This window comes from Corynebacterium sp. HMSC067D03, assembly GCF_001811185.1.
Taxonomy (GTDB): Bacteria; Actinomycetota; Actinomycetes; order Mycobacteriales; family Mycobacteriaceae; genus Corynebacterium; species Corynebacterium coyleae.
In genome coordinates, this window is sequence record NZ_KV803844.1 from 93,098 (window position 1) to 112,749 (window position 19,652).

13 protein-coding genes are annotated in these 19,652 nt (G+C 66.0%); 2 read left to right on the forward strand and 11 right to left on the reverse strand.

The window, feature by feature from the left end; genetic code table 11:
• Positions 1 to 21: 21 nt before the first annotated feature.
• Together HMPREF2785_RS11030 and HMPREF2785_RS11035 are read left to right on the forward strand one after the other, a co-directional pair.
• Entirely contained in the window at positions 22 to 1,095 is a 1,074-nt protein-coding gene (locus HMPREF2785_RS11030) for an HNH endonuclease signature motif containing protein (RefSeq protein ID WP_070615569.1), read from the forward strand.
• A complete protein-coding gene (locus HMPREF2785_RS11035; protein ID WP_246821255.1) occupies positions 1,092 to 1,439 on the forward strand; it encodes a DUF3054 domain-containing protein in 348 nt (115 codons plus the stop codon). Before HMPREF2785_RS11030 ends, HMPREF2785_RS11035 begins: the two co-directional genes overlap by 4 nt.
• Positions 1,440 to 1,612: 173 nt before the next feature.
• On the opposite strand, the gene HMPREF2785_RS11040 is transcribed toward HMPREF2785_RS11035, so the two are convergent.
• The 11 genes from HMPREF2785_RS11040 to HMPREF2785_RS11090 form a co-directional block, all read right to left on the reverse strand.
• The gene (locus HMPREF2785_RS11040) at positions 1,613 to 3,154 is read right to left on the reverse strand and encodes an acyl-CoA carboxylase subunit beta (RefSeq protein ID WP_070615572.1); all 1,542 of its coding nucleotides are present in this window, start codon (positions 3,152 to 3,154) and stop codon (positions 1,613 to 1,615) included.
• Entirely contained in the window at positions 3,151 to 7,869 is a 4,719-nt protein-coding gene (pks13, locus tag HMPREF2785_RS11045; RefSeq protein ID WP_070615575.1) for a polyketide synthase Pks13, read from the reverse strand. Before pks13 ends, HMPREF2785_RS11040 begins: the two co-directional genes overlap by 4 nt.
• 35 nt (positions 7,870 to 7,904) lie before the next feature.
• Positions 7,905 to 9,722, reverse strand: a complete 1,818-nt coding sequence (locus HMPREF2785_RS11050) for a FadD32-like long-chain-fatty-acid--AMP ligase (RefSeq protein ID WP_070615576.1) — start codon at positions 9,720 to 9,722, stop codon at positions 7,905 to 7,907.
• Positions 9,723 to 9,755: 33 nt separating this feature from the next.
• Positions 9,756 to 10,697, reverse strand: coding sequence for a cutinase family protein (locus HMPREF2785_RS11055; protein WP_070423320.1), 942 nt, complete (start codon positions 10,695 to 10,697; stop codon positions 9,756 to 9,758).
• A 23-nt stretch (positions 10,698 to 10,720) separates the two neighbouring features.
• Positions 10,721 to 11,218 carry a hypothetical protein gene (locus HMPREF2785_RS11060; RefSeq protein WP_070453272.1) on the reverse strand — a complete coding sequence of 166 codons (498 nt, stop codon included), beginning with the start codon at positions 11,216 to 11,218 and terminating at the stop codon, positions 10,721 to 10,723.
• Positions 11,218 to 13,161, reverse strand: coding sequence for an alpha/beta hydrolase-fold protein (locus tag HMPREF2785_RS11065; RefSeq protein ID WP_070453275.1), 1,944 nt, complete (start codon positions 13,159 to 13,161; stop codon positions 11,218 to 11,220). The genes HMPREF2785_RS11060 and HMPREF2785_RS11065 overlap by 1 nt, the downstream gene beginning before the upstream one ends.
• 191 nt (positions 13,162 to 13,352) lie before the next feature.
• Positions 13,353 to 14,351, reverse strand: coding sequence for an alpha/beta hydrolase (locus tag HMPREF2785_RS11070; protein ID WP_070453278.1), 999 nt, complete (start codon positions 14,349 to 14,351; stop codon positions 13,353 to 13,355).
• Between the two features lie 71 nt (positions 14,352 to 14,422).
• Complete coding sequence (locus tag HMPREF2785_RS11075) at positions 14,423 to 16,186, reverse strand: arabinofuranosyltransferase AftB family protein (protein WP_070615579.1); 1,764 nt, start codon at positions 16,184 to 16,186, stop codon at positions 14,423 to 14,425.
• A 25-nt stretch (positions 16,187 to 16,211) separates the two neighbouring features.
• A complete protein-coding gene (locus HMPREF2785_RS11080) occupies positions 16,212 to 17,207 on the reverse strand; it encodes a decaprenyl-phosphate phosphoribosyltransferase (RefSeq protein ID WP_070423325.1) in 996 nt (331 codons plus the stop codon).
• The gene (locus HMPREF2785_RS11085) at positions 17,208 to 17,708 is read right to left on the reverse strand and encodes a phosphatase PAP2 family protein (RefSeq protein ID WP_070615582.1); all 501 of its coding nucleotides are present in this window, start codon (positions 17,706 to 17,708) and stop codon (positions 17,208 to 17,210) included.
• Positions 17,698 to 19,647, reverse strand: coding sequence for a glycosyltransferase (locus HMPREF2785_RS11090; RefSeq protein WP_141739435.1), 1,950 nt, complete (start codon positions 19,645 to 19,647; stop codon positions 17,698 to 17,700). The genes HMPREF2785_RS11085 and HMPREF2785_RS11090 overlap by 11 nt, the downstream gene beginning before the upstream one ends.
• Positions 19,648 to 19,652 lie beyond the last annotated feature (5 nt).

Sequence of the window (19,652 nt, forward strand, 5' to 3'; positions counted from 1 at the left end):
CGGCGCTTTAGGTTGAAATGCATGACCTCATTTACTGCTCTCGTGGACACGCTAGCCAGCGCCGTTGATGCGCTCGCCGGTTTCGACGAGCAGTACGCCCTCCAGGCAGGCCTCGACCCGGCGCAGGTGTCCGCGTGGGCGGGGCTGCGCGAGGTGTACTTCGGCCGCACCGCCTACACCCGCAAGCAGGCCGTGGCGCTGGAGCGGGCGCGGGGGTTCTCGCTGCACCAGTTGGTGGCCATCGAGCGCCGCCTGAAGCGCCTGCCAGTCAACGAGCGTTGGGCGCCGCGGCTTGCGCTGCTGGAGGTGCGCGGCGACTACCGGGCGGTACAGAAGGCCGCGCGCGAACTGCTTCCCGACGACGACCGCACCCCCGAAGACGCCTTCCGCTTCTCTGCCTCACGCGGCGGGAAGCGGAAGTTCTCCGGCTGCGGCGACGAACACGTGCTGGCAGCACTGGAAAAGCAGTTGCGCTCCGGGCTGGACGCGTCGAAACCTGCGGGCCCGCAGATGTTCGCCCGGTTCGCCGACATGCTCGCCGGGGGTGGCGGGGTGCAGGTGCAGGCGCCGCGCCCGATCGTGGCGGTGCCGGCGGACCAGCACGTGACAATCCTCGCCGACCACGGCGACGACGTCCTGCTCGCACTTTCCGACGGCACCACCATCACCGGCGCCGAATACGTCGCGGCGTTGTTGGGCGAGATGTTCCCGACCGAGGTCGCGCTCGTGCACCCCGAGGCCGGGCCGGTGAACCTGTACCGGACCCAGCGCGTGGCCAACGCGAAGCAACGCGACTTAGCCCGCATGGCCACCCCGATGTGCCCCGTACCCGGATGTCGGGTGGCGGCGGATATGTGCGAGTTCCACCACATCACGGCGTGGTCGCAAGGCGGGCAGACCAACCTGGCCAACCTGGTGCCGCTGTGCAGGTACCACAACCGGGTCAACCACGACGACCCCCGCCACACCAACCGGCGCGGAAGGATCGAACGGATCCGGGGCCGGCCGGTGTGGGTTTCACCGCGCGGGTACCCGGTGTACAGGCCCGGCGGAATCATGGACGCGCTGTTCGGGCGCTACCATCTGCGAGTATGACGAAACGAATCACACGCCCCACCGCGATCGCGGCCGACTACGTCGCCATCGCGGTATTCGCGCTGCTCGCGCGCGCTGCCCACCAGTCCGACGACATGCCGTTCAACTTCACCGGCTGGCTGTCCACCCTGTGGCCGTTCGCCCTCGGTGTAACGCTGGGGTGGCTGATCTCCCGCGACAACAAGGGCGGCATCATTTGGCCGGTCACCGTGATCACCGGCCTGGTGATCTGGGGCATCCGCAACGGTTCGATCCCCCACTGGTCGTTCATCATCGTGGCGACGACCATGTCCGCGCTGCTCATGCTCGGCTGGCGCGGAATCGCAAAACTCGTGCGCAAATAACAAAACGCACCCGCCAACCAAACGGGTGCGTTTTCGGCGTCCAGGCCTAGAAGCTCGAACCGAAGTTCCAGAGCGGATCACCCGTCTGGATGCCGTTGATGAACCAGATGATCATGCTGACAAGGTCGCCGAACAGGTCGAGGGTGGAGGAAAGCATAGAAGAAGGGCCTTTCTTACAGGGGGCTGATGGTGTGCTTCTTAGGAAGGTCGAATTCTTGTTTGGTGGCCAGTTGGCGAAGGGCTCGTCGTAAAGCAATGCGTGTTTGATTGGGCTCGATCATCTGGTCGATGTAACCCCGCTCAGCAGCCACGTACGGGGAAGTCATCTCCTGGTCATAGAAGTCCATGAACATCTTCTTCATGGCCTCGCGCTGATCAGGGTCCTCGATGGCGGCGAGCTGCTTGCCCTGCAGCATTACCACCGCCGCCGCCGAACCCATCACGGCGATCTGGGCGGTGGGCCAGGCGAGGTTGATGTCGCCGTTGAGGTTCTTCGACCCCATCACCGCATACGCGCCGCCGTAGGCTTTGCGCACGACCAGCGTCACCTTAGGCACGGTGGCCTCCACGCCGGCGAAGGCGAACTTCGCGCCACGGTGGATCAGGCCTTCGCGCTCCTGCTCCACGCCGGGCAGGTAGCCGGGGGTGTCCACGACGTAGACGATCGGAATGTTGTAGGCGTCGCAGGTGCGGATGAAACGCGCGCCCTTGTCGGCGGCGTCCGCGTCGATGCAGCCAGCGGCGTACATCGGGTTATTGGCGACGAAGCCGACTGCCTTGCCGTCGATGCGGCCGAAGGCACAGATGAGGTTTTCGGCGTAGCCGGCTTGGATTTCGACGAGGTCTTCGTCGTCGCCAAGTTGCACGAGCAGATCCATCATGTCGTAGCCGGCGTTGGTGTCGTCGGGCATGAAGGAATCGAGTGCGGAGTCGTCCAACTCCTCGTCCGCGGGGGCCGCGACCACGGGGGCCGCGTCGAAGGTGGAGGTGGGCAGGTGGGCCAGCAGGTCCTTGACGTAGTCGAAGGCGTCCTCCTCCGTAGCCACCACGGCCTGGATGTTGCCGGCCTGCTCCTGTACGCGCGCACCGCCGAGTTCGGCAGAGGTGATGTCTTCGCCGGTGACCTCGCGGATCACGTTCGGGCCGGTGACGTACATCTCGGACTCGCCGTCAACGGCGATGACAAAGTCCGTGGTCACCGGGGCGTAGACGGCGCCGCCGGCGGACTTGCCCAGCATGATCGAGATCTGCGGGACGCGGCCCGACAGCGGCAGCTGGCGCTTGGCAATCTCGGAGTACATGGCCAGCGACGTCACCGCGTCCTGGATGCGGGCGCCGCCGGAGTCCTGGATGCCGATCACGGGACACGAGATCTTGATGGCGAACTCCATGACCTCGGTGACCTTGCGGCCGAACGTCACGCCGACGGAGCCGCCGTAGACGGTTTTGTCGTGGGCGTACACGGCGACGGGGCGGCCGTCGATGCGCCCGTAGCCGGTGACCACACCGTCGGAGTAGACGGCGTCCGGGTCGCCGGGGGTGCGGGCGAGCGCGCCGATTTCGACGAAGGATCCCTCGTCGAGCAGGGCGTCGATGCGTTGGCGCGGGGTGGTGCGGCCGGCGTCGTCGCGACGCTTGCGCGAGCGTTCCGAGCCCGGGTCCTGCGCTTTGTCTAGCCGTTCGCGCAGGTCGGCGAGTTTGTCGGCGGTACTCATCGCTTCCCTTCGATCCATGCGTTCATGTGCTTACCGACGATGCCCACCGCCGGCTCGTCCACAACCGCCAAGTGGTCACCGGGCAGGTGGACGATGGTCAAGTCGCTCACGATAGCGCCCCAGCCGCCGTCCTCGTCAATGTGGGCGTAGTTCGGCTCGAGCTGGATGGCGCCGTCGTGCATGCGCTCGGCGCGGAACAGCAGCACCGGCACGTCGACGTCGGCCCAGCGGGTGAAGTCGAGGTGGTTGAGGATCTGGTTGTCCACGAACGATGCCCGCTGGTGCTCCAGGACACCGGCGGCCAGGCCGTGTTCGGAGGCGTCGGTGCTGGCCAGGAACTCGGTGAGCATGGTCAGCAGCGCTTCTTCGCCGGCGGTTTCGAGCAGCTCGTAAGGCACCTCGAAGTCCAGGCCGTAGGTTTCCTTGGCAAAGGCGGCGTAGCGGCCCCAACGCGCCTTGGTTTCCTCGAGCGTGTCGGGGATCGGCTCGGACGGCTGGGTGGTGTCCAGCAGTGCGATGTAGTCGATTTTGTCGTTGCCCAACTGGGATGCGACCTCGTAGGCCAGGGCGCCGCCGAAGGACCAGCCGGCGAGGATGACCTTGCGCTCGCCTGCGATGCGCTCGATGTCCTTGACGTACTCGGCAGCACGCTCCTGGAGGGAGCCCTCCAGGCGCTCGACGCCGTAGACCGGGACGTCCTTATTCAGGCGGCGGGCCAGCGGCGCGTACACCGACGACGACCCGCCCGCCGGGTGGAAAATAAAGACAGGGTTCTTGGCGGCGTCGCCATCTCGGAAGACGCGGATGTTGCCGTCGACCGGGGTCTCCAGACCCTCGCGGACCTTGTTCGCAAGCGGTTCGAGCGTCTCGGCGCCCAGCACATCCTCGGCGGTGACCTCGATGCCGGAGCGCTCGGTCAGGTGCGCGGCGATCTCTCCCGCCTGCTCGTTGCTAATCTGCGGCAACTCCGACGTCACACCAGCAGCCGCCGCACCGGCGTACTTCGCCCAGGCGCCAAACACCATGCGTTCGGACGCGTCGCGCGGGGCAACGCCGACACCCTGGGTCTTTTCGGTGGCGGCGGCCGGGTCGCGCGCCTCGTCGTTCACGGCCATCGGCTGCGGGGCGCCGGTGCGGCCGGCGACGGCGTCTTCGACGATGCGGATGACATCGGCGACGGAGGCGTCGCGAAGCGTTTGCACCTGCAGCGGCGGGATCTGGAAATCGTTTTCCACCCGGTTCTTGATGCGCATGCCCATCAGGGAGTCAAGGCCCAAGTCGATGAGCGGCAGTTCGTCGGGCAGGTCCTCGGGGTCGTAGCCCATGGATTCGGAAACGATGCCGCGCAGGCGCTCGGCAACGGTCTCGCCGGAGGTCGGGTCCCAGCGCACGGCGTCGATGTCGTCCTGGTCCTCGTCGGAGGTGGCGGCCGGGGTGTCGTCGATACGCGTGGGCTCCATGACGCCCTGAACCGGGGCGCGGTCGATGGTGGAGGCGAAACCCTCCGCAACCAGCGCGGAACCGTCGTACACCTTGACGGACACGCCGCCGAGCGAGGACGCCACCACAGTGGTCACCTCGCCGTCGGCGGGCAGGTAGCCGTGCTCTTCCGTAGCGACGACACGCGCACCCTCGGCTACCTCAGCCGCGGCGGCCTCGATGAGCTGGTGCGGGCTGAAGACCTGGTCGGCGGCGGTCGCGAACGCAACCTCGCCGCTCGGCAGCGTCACACGGGAGCCCAAAAGCGACGTGCTTGCCGACGACGGCCTCGCCGGCGTCCAGTGATCCACCTGCTTAAACGCCATCTTCGGCGCGTCGATGACCTTGCCTGCGCCGTAGAAGGCGCCGAAGTCCACCGGCACGCCGCCGGCGTAGAGCTTCGCGGCGAGGTCCAAAAGCGACTCGAGCTCGTCGACCTTGCGCTTGGTGGTGAACAGCAGCTGCGCATCCGGCTGGCCGGCGGCGAACGCGGTGTTCATCATGCCCATCAGTGCAACCGGGTTCGGGGTGATCTCCACAAGCGTGGTGTGGCCGGCGGCAAACGCGGCTTCGGTGGCGTCCTGGAAGTAGACCGGCTGGCGGGTCATGCGCAGGAAGTAGGCGTCGTCGTGGATGGTCTGGCCGGGCTGGTAGACCTCGCCGCGGTCGACGGAGGTAAACAGTGGCACCGTGAGCGGGCGCGGGGTGATGCCTGCGATTTCGCCGGCGAGCTCGCCCATGATCGGGTCGAGCGCGCTGGTGTGGCCGGCGCCGCGCACGTTGAGTTTGCGGGCGAACTTCTCCTCAGCGGTGAGTGCCTCGACGATGTAGTCGACGGCCTTCGACGGCCCGCCGACGGTGGTCATGCCGGGGCCCGCGTAGACGGCTGGCTCAACGCCTGCAGCCTGCTCATGCTTATCGACGAACTCCGCCAACGCCTCGCGCGACAACTCCACAACCGCCATCGCACCTTCTTGGTCGGTGCCGGCAATCATTTCTTCACCTTCACCCATGAGGCGGGCACGGGCGGTGGCGATGAGGATGCAGTCCTCGTCGCTCAGCCCGCCGGCACCGTAGGCTGCGGCAATCTCACCCATGGACATGCCCATGGTGGCGGCTGGGGTGATGCCGACGGAGGCCAGCAGGTCGGTCTGCGCGATCTGGATGGCGGTGATGGTGACCTGGCCGGTTTCGGTGTCGTAGGTCAGCTCGTCGTTTTCAATGATCTCGAGCATGGACCAGCCGGCCTGGAACTTGACCATCTCGTCGAGTTCGCGCATGCGGCGGGCGAACAGCGGCGAGCGGTTGATGAGTTCCTTGGCCATCTTGCGGTGCTGGGAGCCGAAGCCGGAGTAGACGAAGACGGGGCCCATGGGGGTCGGTGCGTCGGCGGATGCGATGCCGGGGCCGATCTTGCCGGCAGCGACCTGGCGCAGGCGCTTGACGGCGTCTTCGGTGGTGGTGGCCTGGACGACGGCGGCGGAGCGGCCGTGGTTGCGCTTGGCCAGGGAGCGCGCCACCGGGATGAGGTCGGTGTCGGGGCGGCCTTCGAGGAAGTCAGCGAGTGCGCCTGCTGCTTCCTTGCGACGAGAGGGCAACAGGCCCGACACCGGCAACGCCGCCGCAGACACGCCCTCGAAGGACGGCTCGGTTTCGGGTGTCTGGGTGTCGTAGTCGGCCGGGTCGAAGTCGGCGACGACCACGTGCGCGTTCGTGCCGCCGAAGCCGAAGCCGGACACGCCGGCGATGCGGCGGCCGGAGTAGCGCGGCCACTCGCGCGGGTCCTGGACGACCTCGATGCGCTCGGTGTCGAAGTCGACGTAGCGGTTTGGGGCGGTGAAGTTAATGGACTCCGGAATCGTGTCGTGCTTGAGCGCCTCGATCACCTTGATCAGCGCGACGACGCCGGCGGCGGATTCGGAGTGGCCGATGTTGGACTTCGCCGACCCCAGCAGCAGCGGCGAGCCAGCGTCGCGTCCGCGGCCGAGGACTTCGCCGAGTGCGGTGGCCTCGATCGGGTCGCCGAGGATGGTGCCGGTGCCGTGGGCTTCGACCACGTCGACCTGCAGCGGATCCACGCCGGCGTCGTCGTAGGCGCGGCGCAGCACGTCTACCTGGGCGTCCGGGTTGGGGGCGGTCAGGCCGTTGGAGTGGCCGTCGGAGTTGGTGGCCGAGCCTTTGATTACGCCGAGGATGTTGTCGCCGTCGGCGATGGCGTCGTCGACACGCTTGAGCACGATGAAGCCTGCGGCGTCGGCGCGGACGATGCCGTCGGCGTCGTCGGAAAACGCGTGGATGCGCCCGGTCGGCGAGATCACGCCCAACTCCGAAAACGCAAGCGAGGCAAACGGGTTGGCCAGGATGTTCACGCCGCCGGCTAGGGCGACGTCGGCTTCTCCGTCGCGAAGCGCGCGCACCGCGTGGTGCACCGACACCAGCGACGAGGAGCAGGCGGTGTCCACGTTCATGGACGGGCCGCGGAAGTCGTAGGCATAAGAGATGCGGTTCGGGATGACCGCGGAGGATGCGCCGGTCAGCGCGTACGGGTGCGCCTCGGCTGGGTCGGCGACGATGAGCATGCCGTAGTCGTTGTTGGACGAGCCAACGAACACGCCGACGGGTTCGCCGCGCAGCTTGCTGGGTGCGAGGCCTGCGTCTTCGAGGGCTTCCCACGCAACTTCGAGCATGATGCGTTGCTGCGGGTCCATGTTTTGGGCCTCGAGTGGGGAGACGCCGAAGAATTCGTGGTCGAAGGAGGCGATGCCGTCCATGTAGCCGCCGTCGGTGTTTTCTTCCGACATTTTAGTGCGGACGACGGGGTCGCCGAGGTATTCATTCCAGCGTGGTGCGGGAAGTGGGCCGGTGGCGGAGCGGCCTTCGATGAGCATTTGCCAGAATTCGGCGTTGTTTTTGGCGCCTGGGAAGCGGCCGGCGGAGCCGATGATGGCAATGTCGTGGGTGCCAGGGGTCGCAGTTGCTTGACGACGACGCCTTACCGGCCCCTCCGCCTTCACCGCCGTCAGCGCCGCGGCGATCGCGGCGACGGTCGGGTACTGGTAGGCGATGGTCGGGTCTACGCGGCGGCCGAGGAGCGTTTCCAGTTCGCCGGAGAGGATCACGGCGTCGCGGGATGCGAGGCCGTAGGTCTCCAGCGGCGTGGTCGGGTCGACGTTATCTACGCCGGTGGCGCGCTCAACCCAGCTGGTGAGCCACTGAATCAGATCATGCTCGTTCATAACAGCTCAGACTATCGCCCACCGGCGGGGTTTTGTTACTGCGTTGCAGCGTGTTCGCGATCGGTGAATCGCTTCGCGTTGACGCGGCGGGCGATCTTGCCTGCCGAGGAGCGTGCGATCTCGCCCGGACCGTAGAACTCGACGACCTCCGGGGCGATGCCGTGCTTGGCGGTGACGGCGGAGCGGATGGCGTCGATGGCGGCTGCGTCGCCGTCGGCGGAGGCGTTGTCGGCGCGTTCGACCATGATGATGAGGCGCTCGACGTCGTCGCCAGGCACTGCGAATGCGGCGACGGAGTCCTTGCGCACGTGGTCGGTGGACTCCATGACGGTGGCTTCGATGTCCTGCGGGTAGTGGTTGCGTCCCGCCACGACCACGAGGTCCTTGACGCGGCCGGTGATGTACAGGTGGCCGTCGAGCATGGTGCCCAGGTCGCCGGTGGCGCACCAGTTGTCCTTCGGCATGCCGTCCTGGATGGTTTCGCCGATGGTGTTGTGGAACGTCGCGGCGGTCTCTTCCGGGCGGTCGAGGTAGCCGGCGGCGACGTTTTTGCCGTGGACCCAGATTTCGCCGATGGTGCCGTCTTCGACCTCGTTACGGGTCTCCGGGTCGACGATGGCGAAGTGCATCCAGTTCACCGGCTGGCCGTTCGACGCGGTAGCCACGCCGCCTTCCGCCGGGACGGCCTTGCCCTCTGCGAGTGCGTCGCGGTCGAACTCGATGAACTTCGGGCGCTCATCGGTGCGGTCGGTGGACACCAGCAGGGTGGTCTCGGCCAGGCCGTAGGACGGGCGCAGCACGGAGCGGTCGAGCCCGGAGGCGCTGAACGCGTCGATAAACGCGGTCACGCCCGCGCGGGTAACCGGCTCGGAGCCAATGATGATGCACTCCACGGCGGAGAAGTCGTACTGGTCCGCAGATTCCGGCGCGGCGTAGCGGGCGGCGAGGTCCAGGGCGAAGTTGGGGATCACGGTGTAGACGTGGATGTCGGCGAGGTCGTCGTCGCGACGCGACAGGCGCTCCACCCAACGCTTCGGCTGCTGGATGAAGTCGCGCGGGGCGAAGATCTCAATCTCCTGGCCCAGCACGACGCCGATCATGGCCACGATCATGCCCATGTCGTGGTGCAGCGGCAGCCAGGTCGGGATGCGCATCGGTGTTTCGAACTTCACCGCGTCGTTGATCTGCAGAACGTCGGTGACCAGCGCCTCGTTGGTGATCATCACGCCTGCCGGGTTGCGGGTGGAGCCGGAGGTGTACTGCAGGAAGCAGATCTGGTTCGCAGTGTCCTCGCCCGGCACCGGCGGGATTGGCTGGTAGGACTCGGCGAGCGTGTCCGGCAGGGAGTCCACGGCGATGACGCGGGGACGCTCGGTGCCGGGCAGGTCGGCGAAGTAGCGGCGCACAGCGGGGGCGGCGGCGGAGTTGGTGAGCACGATCTGGACGCCGGCGTCGCCAAGCACTGCGCGCAGGTGGCCCTCGTGGCCCGGCTCGGTCGGGTCGTACAGCGGCACCGGCACCTGGCCGGCGTAGAGCGCGCCCATGAAGCCGAAGACGTACTCGGCGGAGTTCGGCGCCATCAGCGCGACGCGTGCGCCCGGCTCGCCGACCTGGGCGAGGCGTGCTGCGACGGCCTTGATGCGGGTGTTGACCTCGGAGCGGGTGAACGTTGTTTCCACACCAGCTGGGTCGGTGGAAAAGTCCCACGCGCGGACGTTGATCGCGTCGCCGCCGCCGGCCTGCAGTTGGGCCTGGTGGATCATTTCGGCGAGTCGGGGCAGGGTGAAGTGTTCTGGCAGGGCGATGTCGCCGTCGGGGCCGATGAATTGGGCGGTCAGTTGCTGAAGATCCATCGAAAAACTCCTTGTTTTACACCTGTATTCGAGTTACAAACTCTCTACCACGTCACGGACCCAATTGACAGCCCACTCGGGCACTGTCGAGCCCGGAATCACGTCCGGATTTGTGGCATATAGTGCATGATTGCCGTTTGCCGAAATGAGTGCGTTTGCGCGTTCGATCGCGTTGCCTACACCCAGTGGGGCGTCGCAAACGGTGTCGTTCGGCGCGCAGATTTCGTAGGCACGGTCCTCCACGAGACCGAAGCCGCCGGGGCGTGGTCCGGTCATGGTGGCGCCGGGGGTGACGGCGTCGGCGACGCGCTGCAGCGGCTGCAGGACGATCTCCGCGCCGGTGCCGTGCACTTCGGCGCCGGGGTTGATGCCCACGCCGTTTTCTCGGCGTCCGTCGGCGATCATCATCGCGCCGAGCAGACGGTCCGGGTTGATCGGACCCTCGCTATTGCCTATCGACGACGCCACGTCCCCCACAATCACCGCACCCTGCGAAAAGCCCGCAATGATGAACTTTGTCGACGAGCAGGTGCGCGCCACGAAGTCCAGTTCGCCTCGCAGTTTCGCGGTGCCCTCGGCGCGGGAGTCGTCGTAGGTCATCTCGGCGCGGCCGTGCGCGGTTTGGATGTTGCGGAACTGCGCGGTGTACGGGACGGTAAACACGCGCACGTGGTTGATGTCGTACATCTCCTGCAGCGGGCGGGTGATGGACAGCATGAAGCTGGCCGGGTTGGCCTGGGGGTTGAACGGGTCGTCGTCTGCCGCGGATTCCCAGGTGCCCGGTACGGAGATGACTTCGACGGCGGGGCACCAGTCGGGCTCGTCGACACGCTCGGGCGCGCTCGACTCTGGCGGCTTGCTCGCCGACGGCAGGTCGCTGTCGGTGGTGGTGCGCCACTGGTAGATACCTAGGCCAATAAGCGCAAGCACCACAATCACGGCAGCGACGACGACAACGTTGCGCGATCGGCGCATGAAAACTCCTTACACGTGCGGGGTTAGCCGCACAGGTTGGCGCGAGCGGTGTCGCTGAGCAGGGTCGCTACGGTGCCTGCGTCCATGTCGGTGCGGCGTTGTTCGACCAGTTGCCCGGCGACGGCGTCGCGGGTGATCGTATCGTCGTCGCACACGGTAAACCCGGTTGCTGTGAGTTGGTCTTCAAGACCGTCGACGTTCACCCCGTTTTGCCTGAGGTGATCCAGAAACGCCTGCTCCTCCGGCGCGTATGAAGGCACCTGGGTGGGCACGGTTTCCACTTCCCGTGCGGGTTGGTCGCCGGCGCCATTGCGTGACGACGACCCCGGCGCCGCAGCCGACGACGCCGTCGCGGATTCCGTCGCGGACGCGGTACCCGACTCAGTGGCCGAGGTGGCCGTTTCCGTGGCTGAGGTGGCCGCAGTTTCGGTGACGTCCTCGGAGTCCACGGTGGCTCCACCGCAGGCGGTTAAGGCGGCGGTGCAGGTGATCGTCGTCAAGCAAAGGGCGAATTTGCGCATTACTTCTTCCTTACGTTGACCACACCGTTGACCTGCTCAACCGTGCCGTGCTGGAAGTCGATGGTCAGACCGCCAGCCGGAATCTTCGCCATGTCCTTCACCGGCCAGCCGAGTTCGCCCTGCTCGTAGCCACGCTTGCCCCACTCGTTGAAGATGTCGCCCTTGAGAATCGTGTGGGCGCCGGTGGCAGCGGACCAGTAGATGTTGCCGTGCTCAAACTCCTGGAAGAAGCCGCCCTTGATTGCGATCTCGTTGGACTTCGGGTAGCCGAGCTCGGAGGTGGCGGTGCCGATCTCGCCGTACTTCTCGCCGATCGCACCGTGGACGATGTAGTGCTTGCCGTCCGGGTTGCGGGTGAGGTAGCCGCCCTGGAACTTCTGCACGTAGCCGTCGCCGACCTTGTTGGCCTCGGCGACCGGGTACTTCAGGTCGCCGGTCTCGTAGCCGTTGGCGCCCCATGCCTTGAACATGTCGCCCGGGATGGCGTAGGCGCCGGTGTTCGCGGTCCAGTAGACGGAGCCGTTTTCGAAGTGGACGAAGCGGCCCTGCCCATCCGGTGCCTGGAGCTCGCCGGTGGTGGGGAAGCCGAGCCAGCCAGCAGCGCCGCCGAGCGCGTTGTACTTCGCCAGGATCGCGCCATACAGGGCGTGCGCGCCGGTGTTCGGGGACCAGAAGGCGGTACCGCCGCGGAAGTCCTGGGCCTTACCCTTGCCGTCCTTGCCCGCGTTGTACTCGTCGTTGACACAGGTGCCGATGACGCCGGACTTGGTCTCTTCTGCGATCGCACCGATCGGGTTGCACTTGGAGCCACGGTCAGCCTCCGGCACGTCGAGGGCGTTGGCGATGTACGGCCATGCCTGTGCCATCTCGAACTGCCAGTACTCCCACGAGTGCACGCCGGAGGGGCGGAAGCGCACGATCGGCTTGACGGAGGTACGCGAGGCGTAGTCCACGAACGTCTGGGTGGACAGGCGGGAGATGACCTCCAGGCCCATGCCGGCGGCGTTCGCGCGACCCTTGGCCACGGATTCAGCGTTGCCGTAGTCGTCGCGGCCCGAACCGGAGGAGACGTAGACCGTCATGTCCTTCAGGTTCTCAATGCCCAGCTTCGGGTCGTGGTCGATCCAGTCCTGAGAGCCCAGCGGGCCCCACATGGCCTCGGCGCTGTAGCCGCCGGCATCCAGCTGCGCGGCCTTGATCGCGGACGGCATGCCGGTGGTCGTGGTGTCCAGGTAGCCGGAGAACGAGCCGACAAAGTTAAACAGGTGCGGGTTGCGCTCAGCCAGGTTGACTGCGGCGGTACCACCCATGGACAGGCCGACAACGGCGCGCTTGCCGTTGGAGCGGAACTCGTTGTTCAGCACCGGGACGAGCTCCTTGGTCAGGAACGTCTCCCACTTGTAGTGCTTGCCGTTGTTCTCCCGCTGCCAGTCGGAGTAGAAGGAGGACTCGCCGCCGACCGGGAGGATGACGTTGACGTTCTTGTCGGCGTAGAACTGCTCGATGTTGGTTTCGATGGTCCAGCCGTTTTCGTCGTCACGCGCGCGCAGGCCGTCGAGCGCCCACACTTCCGGGAACTTCGTGGTCGGGTTGGAGTGCCAGTCACGTGCCAGCAGGATCTGCACCTGGATGAGTTCCTTCGGCATGGCCGCGGACTTGATGAATACGGCTACGCGACGGCTGGTGATCCACTCGATGCGGTCCACCTTCACGCCCTCCGGCAGGCCGGGGATCTCGGGGTTCTTCTCCACCTCGATCGGAGTGCGCTTTGGCGGGTCGGACGGGCGCAGACCGTCGGAGATGCCGCGGTTCGACGACAGCGACGAAAGGTCCGAGGACTGTGCTTGGGCGGTGACTGCGGCCGACGGCGCCAGCGTGAGAGCCAGCGCGGCAGGCAGCAGGGCTGCGGTGAGCCTGGTGGGGGTGATCCGGTTGTCTCGCATGAGTCTCCTACCTCGTCGGGCTACTTGTGTCACAAGAGTATCGCCCTAAATCTTAAGTTTCACTTGAGGGTTTAATCGAGCGCGACACGCGGGGCGTTACTGCAAACACTTCCGCAAACACTTCCATAAACAACAAAAGGCGCGTGCGGATCACATCCGCACGCGCCCTCACCTGGCTGGAAATCCGGGAACTACCAGGCGTTCATCACATTCAGGATGCGCGGCTTGGTGGCCTCGAGCTGGCTGCCAAACTGATCCCAGTTGTGCAGGCCGGTCGGGGTGAACACGGCAGTGTGCTTCACGCCGGTCACGGTGGCCTTGGCGGACCAGGCGCGCGTCGTCGCGTTGGCAACGCCCTCGAGCGCGATGCCGGAGGCGCGGTGCTGCGGCAGGTACTTCTCGTCGGCCGGGCCCGGCACGGCGGAGCCTGCGGAGACGTACACGTCCTTGCCGCGCAGGTTGCCCATGTTCAGGAACGGGTCGTTTTCAAAGCGGCGCGGGTTCAGCGAGGAGCCCCACATGGCGTTGACGTTGTACATGCCGCCGTCGAGAAGCGCGGCGCGCAGCGCGGTCTGACCACCCGGGATGGTGGTGGCCAGGTAGCCCGAGTAGGACAGCACCTGACGGAACTGGTTCGGGTGCAGCGCAGCCAGGTTGACCGCGGCGGTGCCACCCATGGACAGGCCGAGGATGGAGTTGTTCGTCGGCGACACACCGAAGTGCTGCTGCAGGTACGGCGGCAGCTCCTTGGTCAGGAACGTGTCCCACTTGTAGGTCACCGGGTTGTTGAAGTCGTAGGTCGCCGGGGCGTTCCAGTCGGTGTAGAACGACGACTGTCCACCCACTGGCAGCACGAGGGTGATGTTGTGGTTAACAAAGGTGCGTGCCGCGTTGACGTCGTTGAGCCACGCGTTGGTGCGCTCCGTCGCACGCAGGCCGTCGAGCATGTAGAGGCCCGCGTTGCCGCCGCGCTGTGCGGGCTGGATCTGTACCGGGATGTGGCGGTTCATTGCGGCCGACCACACGTTGCAGCGCTGGACCCAGTAGCCGACCCGGTCCCAGGTGCAGCCGGGGCGCAGCCAGTCGCGGTTGGCGGCGGCGGCCTGTGGCGCGCTCACGATGGAGATCGCGCTGAGGATCGCGACCAGCACCGCGGTGAGTTTGCGGCGCACGGAGGTTCGAGTGTTCATGCATTCCCCTCGAGACGTGTTTTCAGGCAAAAGACACGTTCACGTTACCAACCCGAAACATAGTCCGCTATTCACTCGGTCGGCCAGGCGATTTGCCGGGTGGGGCTGGTGTGACTGAGGTAGTGCGTGGGGTCGTCGTCAAGCGTGAGCGTGCGGCCCGGGCCCAACGAGTAGCGGACGTTGGCCCAGAAGCGGTCCCAGCTCATGGGTTCGCGGGAGGTGGCCAGCAGGTCGGCGATGTCGTCGCTACGCAATGCTTCGCGCGCGTCCTGCGCTTTTTGCTTATCGACGAACTGCGGCAACTTGTCCAGATCCGCATCCGTGTCCGCCACCTGCCACTCCAGGCCCAGTTCCTTGTCGTGGCCGATGCGCCCGTCCGGCACCCGCGGCATGCGCGCGGCAATCGGGGTGGCCAGGCCGACCGTGTCCAGGATGCGCGTGTTCAGCGGCGAGTTCATGCTGGTCATGCCAAGGTTGACCATGTAGGCGGTCAGTTCCAGATCGCGCTGGTCGGTTGCGTCGGGCTGGCGCTCGCGCACGAACCACTTGTAGCGCTCCGGCTCGGCGGTGACGATAGCGAGGCTGATCTGGGCGGCGTCCTCGTCGAGGCCTTGCTCGATGGCCTCGTTCCAGTCCCCCATGAGTTTCGAGCCGAGGAAGTCTTCGGCGTACAGGGGTGGGTCGCCGGCGTCGCGGCCGACGGCCATGGTCCAGAAGTCGCGCTCGTCGACAATGCCGAGTTCCTTTTCGCCGTTGTTGTACGGCTCCCAGTCGATGGGATGCGCGCGCAGGACGATCACGCTGGCCCACACGACAAGCGCGGTGCCCACTGATGCGGTCACCTTGGTGTACGGCACCGCCATCACTGGCAGCAGCAGCGCGAACAGGGGCAGCAGCCACATGCGGCCGTGCATGAAGTCGCCGCCGACGCGCAGCACGTACAGCATGTGCGCGAGTGCAACGCCGGTGGTCAAACACACAATTGCTAATCGACGCCCCCTCGCACCCCACAACAACCACACCCCCACCGCGGCAGCGCCGACGATGGGCATGGCCAGCCAGTAGTAGCCGAAGAAGTCTGCGAAGTACTCCCAGCCGCGGGCCCATTCGGAGCCGCTGGCGGACTTGGCCACCGCGGTGTGCGGGGTGATCAGGCCGTAGTAGCCCATGCGGAACAGTTGGTAACCGGCCGGCACCGGCAGCGCCACCGCGAGAATGCCCAGCGTTTTGCGGGGGCTAAACGCGATGAGCATGATGCCCGCCACCCCGCCGTAGAGCGCGAGTTCGGGGCGGACCAGCCAGGACAGGCCGGACCAGAACGCAAGGAAGTAGCCGGCGTAGGGCGCGCGGCGCTTGACCGGGTCCTCGGCCCAGGCGACGAGTGCCGCCCACCAGATGGCGATCCACAGCAGCGACATGCCCCACTCGAGCCCGGAGGTGGCAAAGTCGCGCGCGGGCGGCAGCGCAATATAGATGATGATGCCGAACGGGATGACGGGGCCGACCCTGCCCCAGAACTTGCCGGAGGCGTACGCGGCGGTGGCGGCTGCTGCGGCGGTGCACAGCAACGCCAGCCACATGGCGATGCTTTCCAGACGGGCATCCGTGAGCCACCCGAACAGCGTGATCAGGTACTGCCACAGGGTGGAGGTGTTGGCCTCCACGCGCTCGCCGGCGTTGAACACGGGACCGTTGCCGGCCAACAGGTTGCGCACGGTGCGCAGGACGATCAGGCCGTCGTCGGACATCCAGCGGCGGGTCCAACCGCCCCAGAATGCGGCAACGCCCGCCACCACGGCTGCGGCGAGCGCGGAGATGCGGGCGTTTTTAGTCATTGCGCAGATGTTACTGCGTTTTGTCCTACCAACCTAAGTTCGGCACAACGTAGACCGCCATGACGATGCAGAAGATCCAAGCTGCGGCGAGAAGCTGCAGCACTCGGTCCTCGAGGGCGATCTCGTCGGGTGCACCACCCTGACCACCGTCGACGACGGAGGCGTAGCGCAGGATCGCGATCACGAACGGCACCATGGACACCTGGTACCAGATGGCGGCGGTGCCCTCGACGGAGTTGGAAAGCTGGAAGCCCCACAGTGCGTAGGACATGACCACGGCGGTGGCGGACAGGGTCCAGACGAAGCGCAGGTAGGTTTCGGTGTAGCCCTGCAGCGAGCGGCGGATCTCCGCGCCGGTTTCCTTGACCAGCAGCAGTTCTGCATAGCGCTTGCCGGAAGCCATGAACAAGGAACCGAACGCGGCGACCAGCAGGAACCACTGCGACAGCTCGATGTCGGCAGCGACACCGCCGGCCATGGTGCGCAGCATGAAGCCGGAGGACACCAGGGCGATGTCAATCACCGGGATGTGCTTCCAGCCGAAGCAGTAGCCCAGCTGCAGCGCAATATAAATACCGATGACCCAGGCCAGTGCAGCGCCGTCGGTGGCCAGCAGCGACAGGCCAAGCGCTGCGGCGATGAGCACCGCCGCCATGATGTATGCCAGGTTGATCGGCAGCATGCCGGAGGCGATCGGGCGGAAACGCTTCGTCGGGTGGCGTCGGTCCGACTCGACGTCGCGGGCGTCGTTGATCAGGTAGATCGAGGACGCACCGAAGCAGAACACGATGAACGCCAGCAGGATGTCCACCACGGTGTGGCGGGTGAACGCTTCCGCGCCGGCAGCCAACGGTGCCGCCAGCACGAGGACGTTTTTCACCCACTGCTTGGGGCGCAGCCCCTTGATCATCGCGTCGACGAGGTTCTTCGGTGGGGTTTTCTTCATCACCTGGTCCACACCTGAGGTGTGGGGTTCAGACTTCAGCAGCGGCTCGTCGATAGGTTCTTGCGTGTGTGCCACTTAAATCCTCTTCTCCGCTTCAATCACGGCCTTCGCCGTCCCCGCGCCGAGCAGTGCGCCGGCGAGGGTGTCGGTCGGGTAATGGACGCCGAGCACGTTACGCGACAGCATCATTACGGGCACCAGCAGCCACGGCCACTTCTTTCCGGTGATGTTGGCCAGGTGCATGGCGGCGGCACCCGTGTTCGCGGCGTGCGAGGACGGGAACGACAGTTGCGAGGGCGTTCCCACCCCGATCTTCACCCGCGGGTCGTTCGGGCGTGGGCGTCGCACGATGCGTTTGAGCACCACGGTTGCGGCGTGCGCGGCGAAGGTGCCAACGCCGAGTGCGAGCCACTTGGAGCGCCGTTGCTTATCGACGACCGCCCCCGCCGTTGCAACACCCATCCATCCGAGGTCGTGCTCACCGAAGTATGAGAGCACACGGGCGCCTTTGGCGGTGGCGGGAGAATACAGCGCGTCCTGGATGGCGACGAGCAGGTCTGTTTCCTTACTGGGCATCGAACACCTTCCCCCAGTTGTCGTGGCTGGTCAGGTCTTCGCGCGCGTCGCGGTAGATGCGCTTGAGTTCCGGCCAGCGCTGCTTGATGTCGGCGCGCAGCTGCTTTTGTTCCTCGACGAGTTTGTCGGCGAGGGCCTTGTCGCGCTTGCGGAAGGCCACGCCGGTGCCGCCGGCGGTAGACACGGTTGCCGAGTCCACGCGTGCCAGGGTGTACCAGCGGGCTTCCTCCGCGGTGAGGTTCAGCTGCGGGGCATCCCAGTGGGCGCGGTCTTCGTCCTTACGCAGGTGCAGCAGCGCCTTGACGGCCCACGGGATCTTCTTCACTTTGGCCAGGCGGCCGCCCATTTTGTTGGTCGGCACACCCGGCGCGCCGGTGGGTGCGGGCAGTTCGGTCGCGGACGGCAGGACCTGCGCGTCGGAGTACTCGCTGCGGATCTTCTGGATGCGCGGCAACGAGGATTCGAGGATGTCGAAGAGTTGGTCCGGGCCCTTCAGGAAGTCACGCATTGCTTCGTTCTGGATGGCGATGGTGGAGTACTCCATGCAGAAGTAGTGCTTCGCCGTGGACTTCTGCATGTTCTTCAGCATCGCCTCGGGGTTGTCCGGTCCGTAGATGGAGGCGACGATGAGGCGGTTGCGCATGTGGAAGTAGGCCTGCCAGTCGATGGCGTCGTCCTTGTCGGCCCAGGCCATGTGCCAGATGGCAACGCCCGGCCAGGTGACGGTTGGGAAGCCCGCTTCCTTGGCGCGCAGGGCGTACTCGTTGTCGTCCCACTTAATAAACAGGGGCAGCGGCAGGCCCATCTTCTCTGCGACGACGCGCGGGAAGAGGTTCATCCACCAGCCGTTGTAGTCCACGTCGATGCGGCGGTGCAGCGGACGCGAGGTGGTCTTGCGCGGATCCAGATCCTCTTCCTCGGTGCCCACGTAGCCGAGTGGGTACTTGGCAAAGTCGTGGTCGTACACGGCGTGCTTGGCGGCGGAGAACATGAAGATGTTCGGGTCGACGGTCTCGCCGGTGGTGCGCAGCTGGCTCCGGTCCTGCAGGTTGAGCATCTGGCCGCCGACCAGGATCGGTTGCTTGGCGTAGCGTGCGGCCTGCACGGAGCGCACGATGGAGTCCGGCTCGATGGCAATGTCGTCGTCCATGTACAGGATGAACGGCGCGTCGGTGCTGTTGAGCGCTTCGTACATGATGCGCGAGTAGCCGCCGGAGCCGCCCAGGTTGCCCTGGTGGAAAATTTGCAGTTTGCCACCGAGATTCTTCTCCGCTTCGGCGAAGTCCGGCTCGTCCGCCGGATGCTGGTTGCCCTGGTCGGGCATGAGCACATTGCTAATCGACGCCTCCACGTACGGGTCCTCAGCCAACGCATGCAACGCGTTGACCGCATCCCGGGGACGGTTAAACGTGGGGATGCCAACGGCGACTTGTTTGGGTTGGGGTGGGACCACGGTGCCGTCGTCAAGCACTTGCTCTTGCGGCTCCTGCGGGGAGCACCACGCCGCATCGCTGATGCGCGTGTCCTCCTCGGCGGTGATGTCGAACCACAGCCAGCCGCCGTCCTCGAAATTGCCCAGCTTCAACGGGATCTCCGTGTAGCCGGTCGCGTCCACGTTGGTCACGCTGATGCGGGTGCCGTCGTACTTCGAGCGGTACACCGAAATCGTCGCGCGGCCCTGAACCGTCATCGCCAGGACGACGGTGTCCAGCTGCGACCAGCGGCGCCAATAGCTCGCCGGGAACGCATTGAAGTAGGTCTCGAAGGAAACCTCGTTGCCCGCAGGAACCTCAAAACTCGTCCGGTCCGACCAGCGCAGGCGCTGCTTGTTCTGCTCCTGCTCGATCAGGTACAGCATGCGCACGTCGTGCGGCTCGCCCTTCTTCGGCATCAGCACACGCGCAAGCGTGTCTACCGCGAGGTTGTTGCTCGTTTCCACAGCTC

Coding starts and splice junctions, on each gene's coding strand:
- HMPREF2785_RS11060 (WP_070453272.1), bottom strand. CDS start 11,218: ATGCGCAAATTCGCCCTTTGCTTGACGACGATCACCTGCACCGCCGCC.
- HMPREF2785_RS11075 (WP_070615579.1), bottom strand. CDS start 16,186: ATGACTAAAAACGCCCGCATCTCCGCGCTCGCCGCAGCCGTGGTGGCG.
- HMPREF2785_RS11085 (WP_070615582.1), bottom strand. CDS start 17,708: ATGCCCAGTAAGGAAACAGACCTGCTCGTCGCCATCCAGGACGCGCTG.
- HMPREF2785_RS11035 (WP_246821255.1), top strand. CDS start 1,092: ATGACGAAACGAATCACACGCCCCACCGCGATCGCGGCCGACTACGTC.
- HMPREF2785_RS11070 (WP_070453278.1), bottom strand. CDS start 14,351: ATGAACACTCGAACCTCCGTGCGCCGCAAACTCACCGCGGTGCTGGTC.
- HMPREF2785_RS11065 (WP_070453275.1), bottom strand. CDS start 13,161: ATGCGAGACAACCGGATCACCCCCACCAGGCTCACCGCAGCCCTGCTG.
- HMPREF2785_RS11030 (WP_070615569.1), top strand. CDS start 22: ATGACCTCATTTACTGCTCTCGTGGACACGCTAGCCAGCGCCGTTGAT.
- HMPREF2785_RS11040 (WP_070615572.1), bottom strand. CDS start 3,154: ATGAGTACCGCCGACAAACTCGCCGACCTGCGCGAACGGCTAGACAAA.
- pks13 (WP_070615575.1), bottom strand. CDS start 7,869: ATGAACGAGCATGATCTGATTCAGTGGCTCACCAGCTGGGTTGAGCGC.
- HMPREF2785_RS11055 (WP_070423320.1), bottom strand. CDS start 10,697: ATGCGCCGATCGCGCAACGTTGTCGTCGTCGCTGCCGTGATTGTGGTG.
- HMPREF2785_RS11050 (WP_070615576.1), bottom strand. CDS start 9,722: ATGGATCTTCAGCAACTGACCGCCCAATTCATCGGCCCCGACGGCGAC.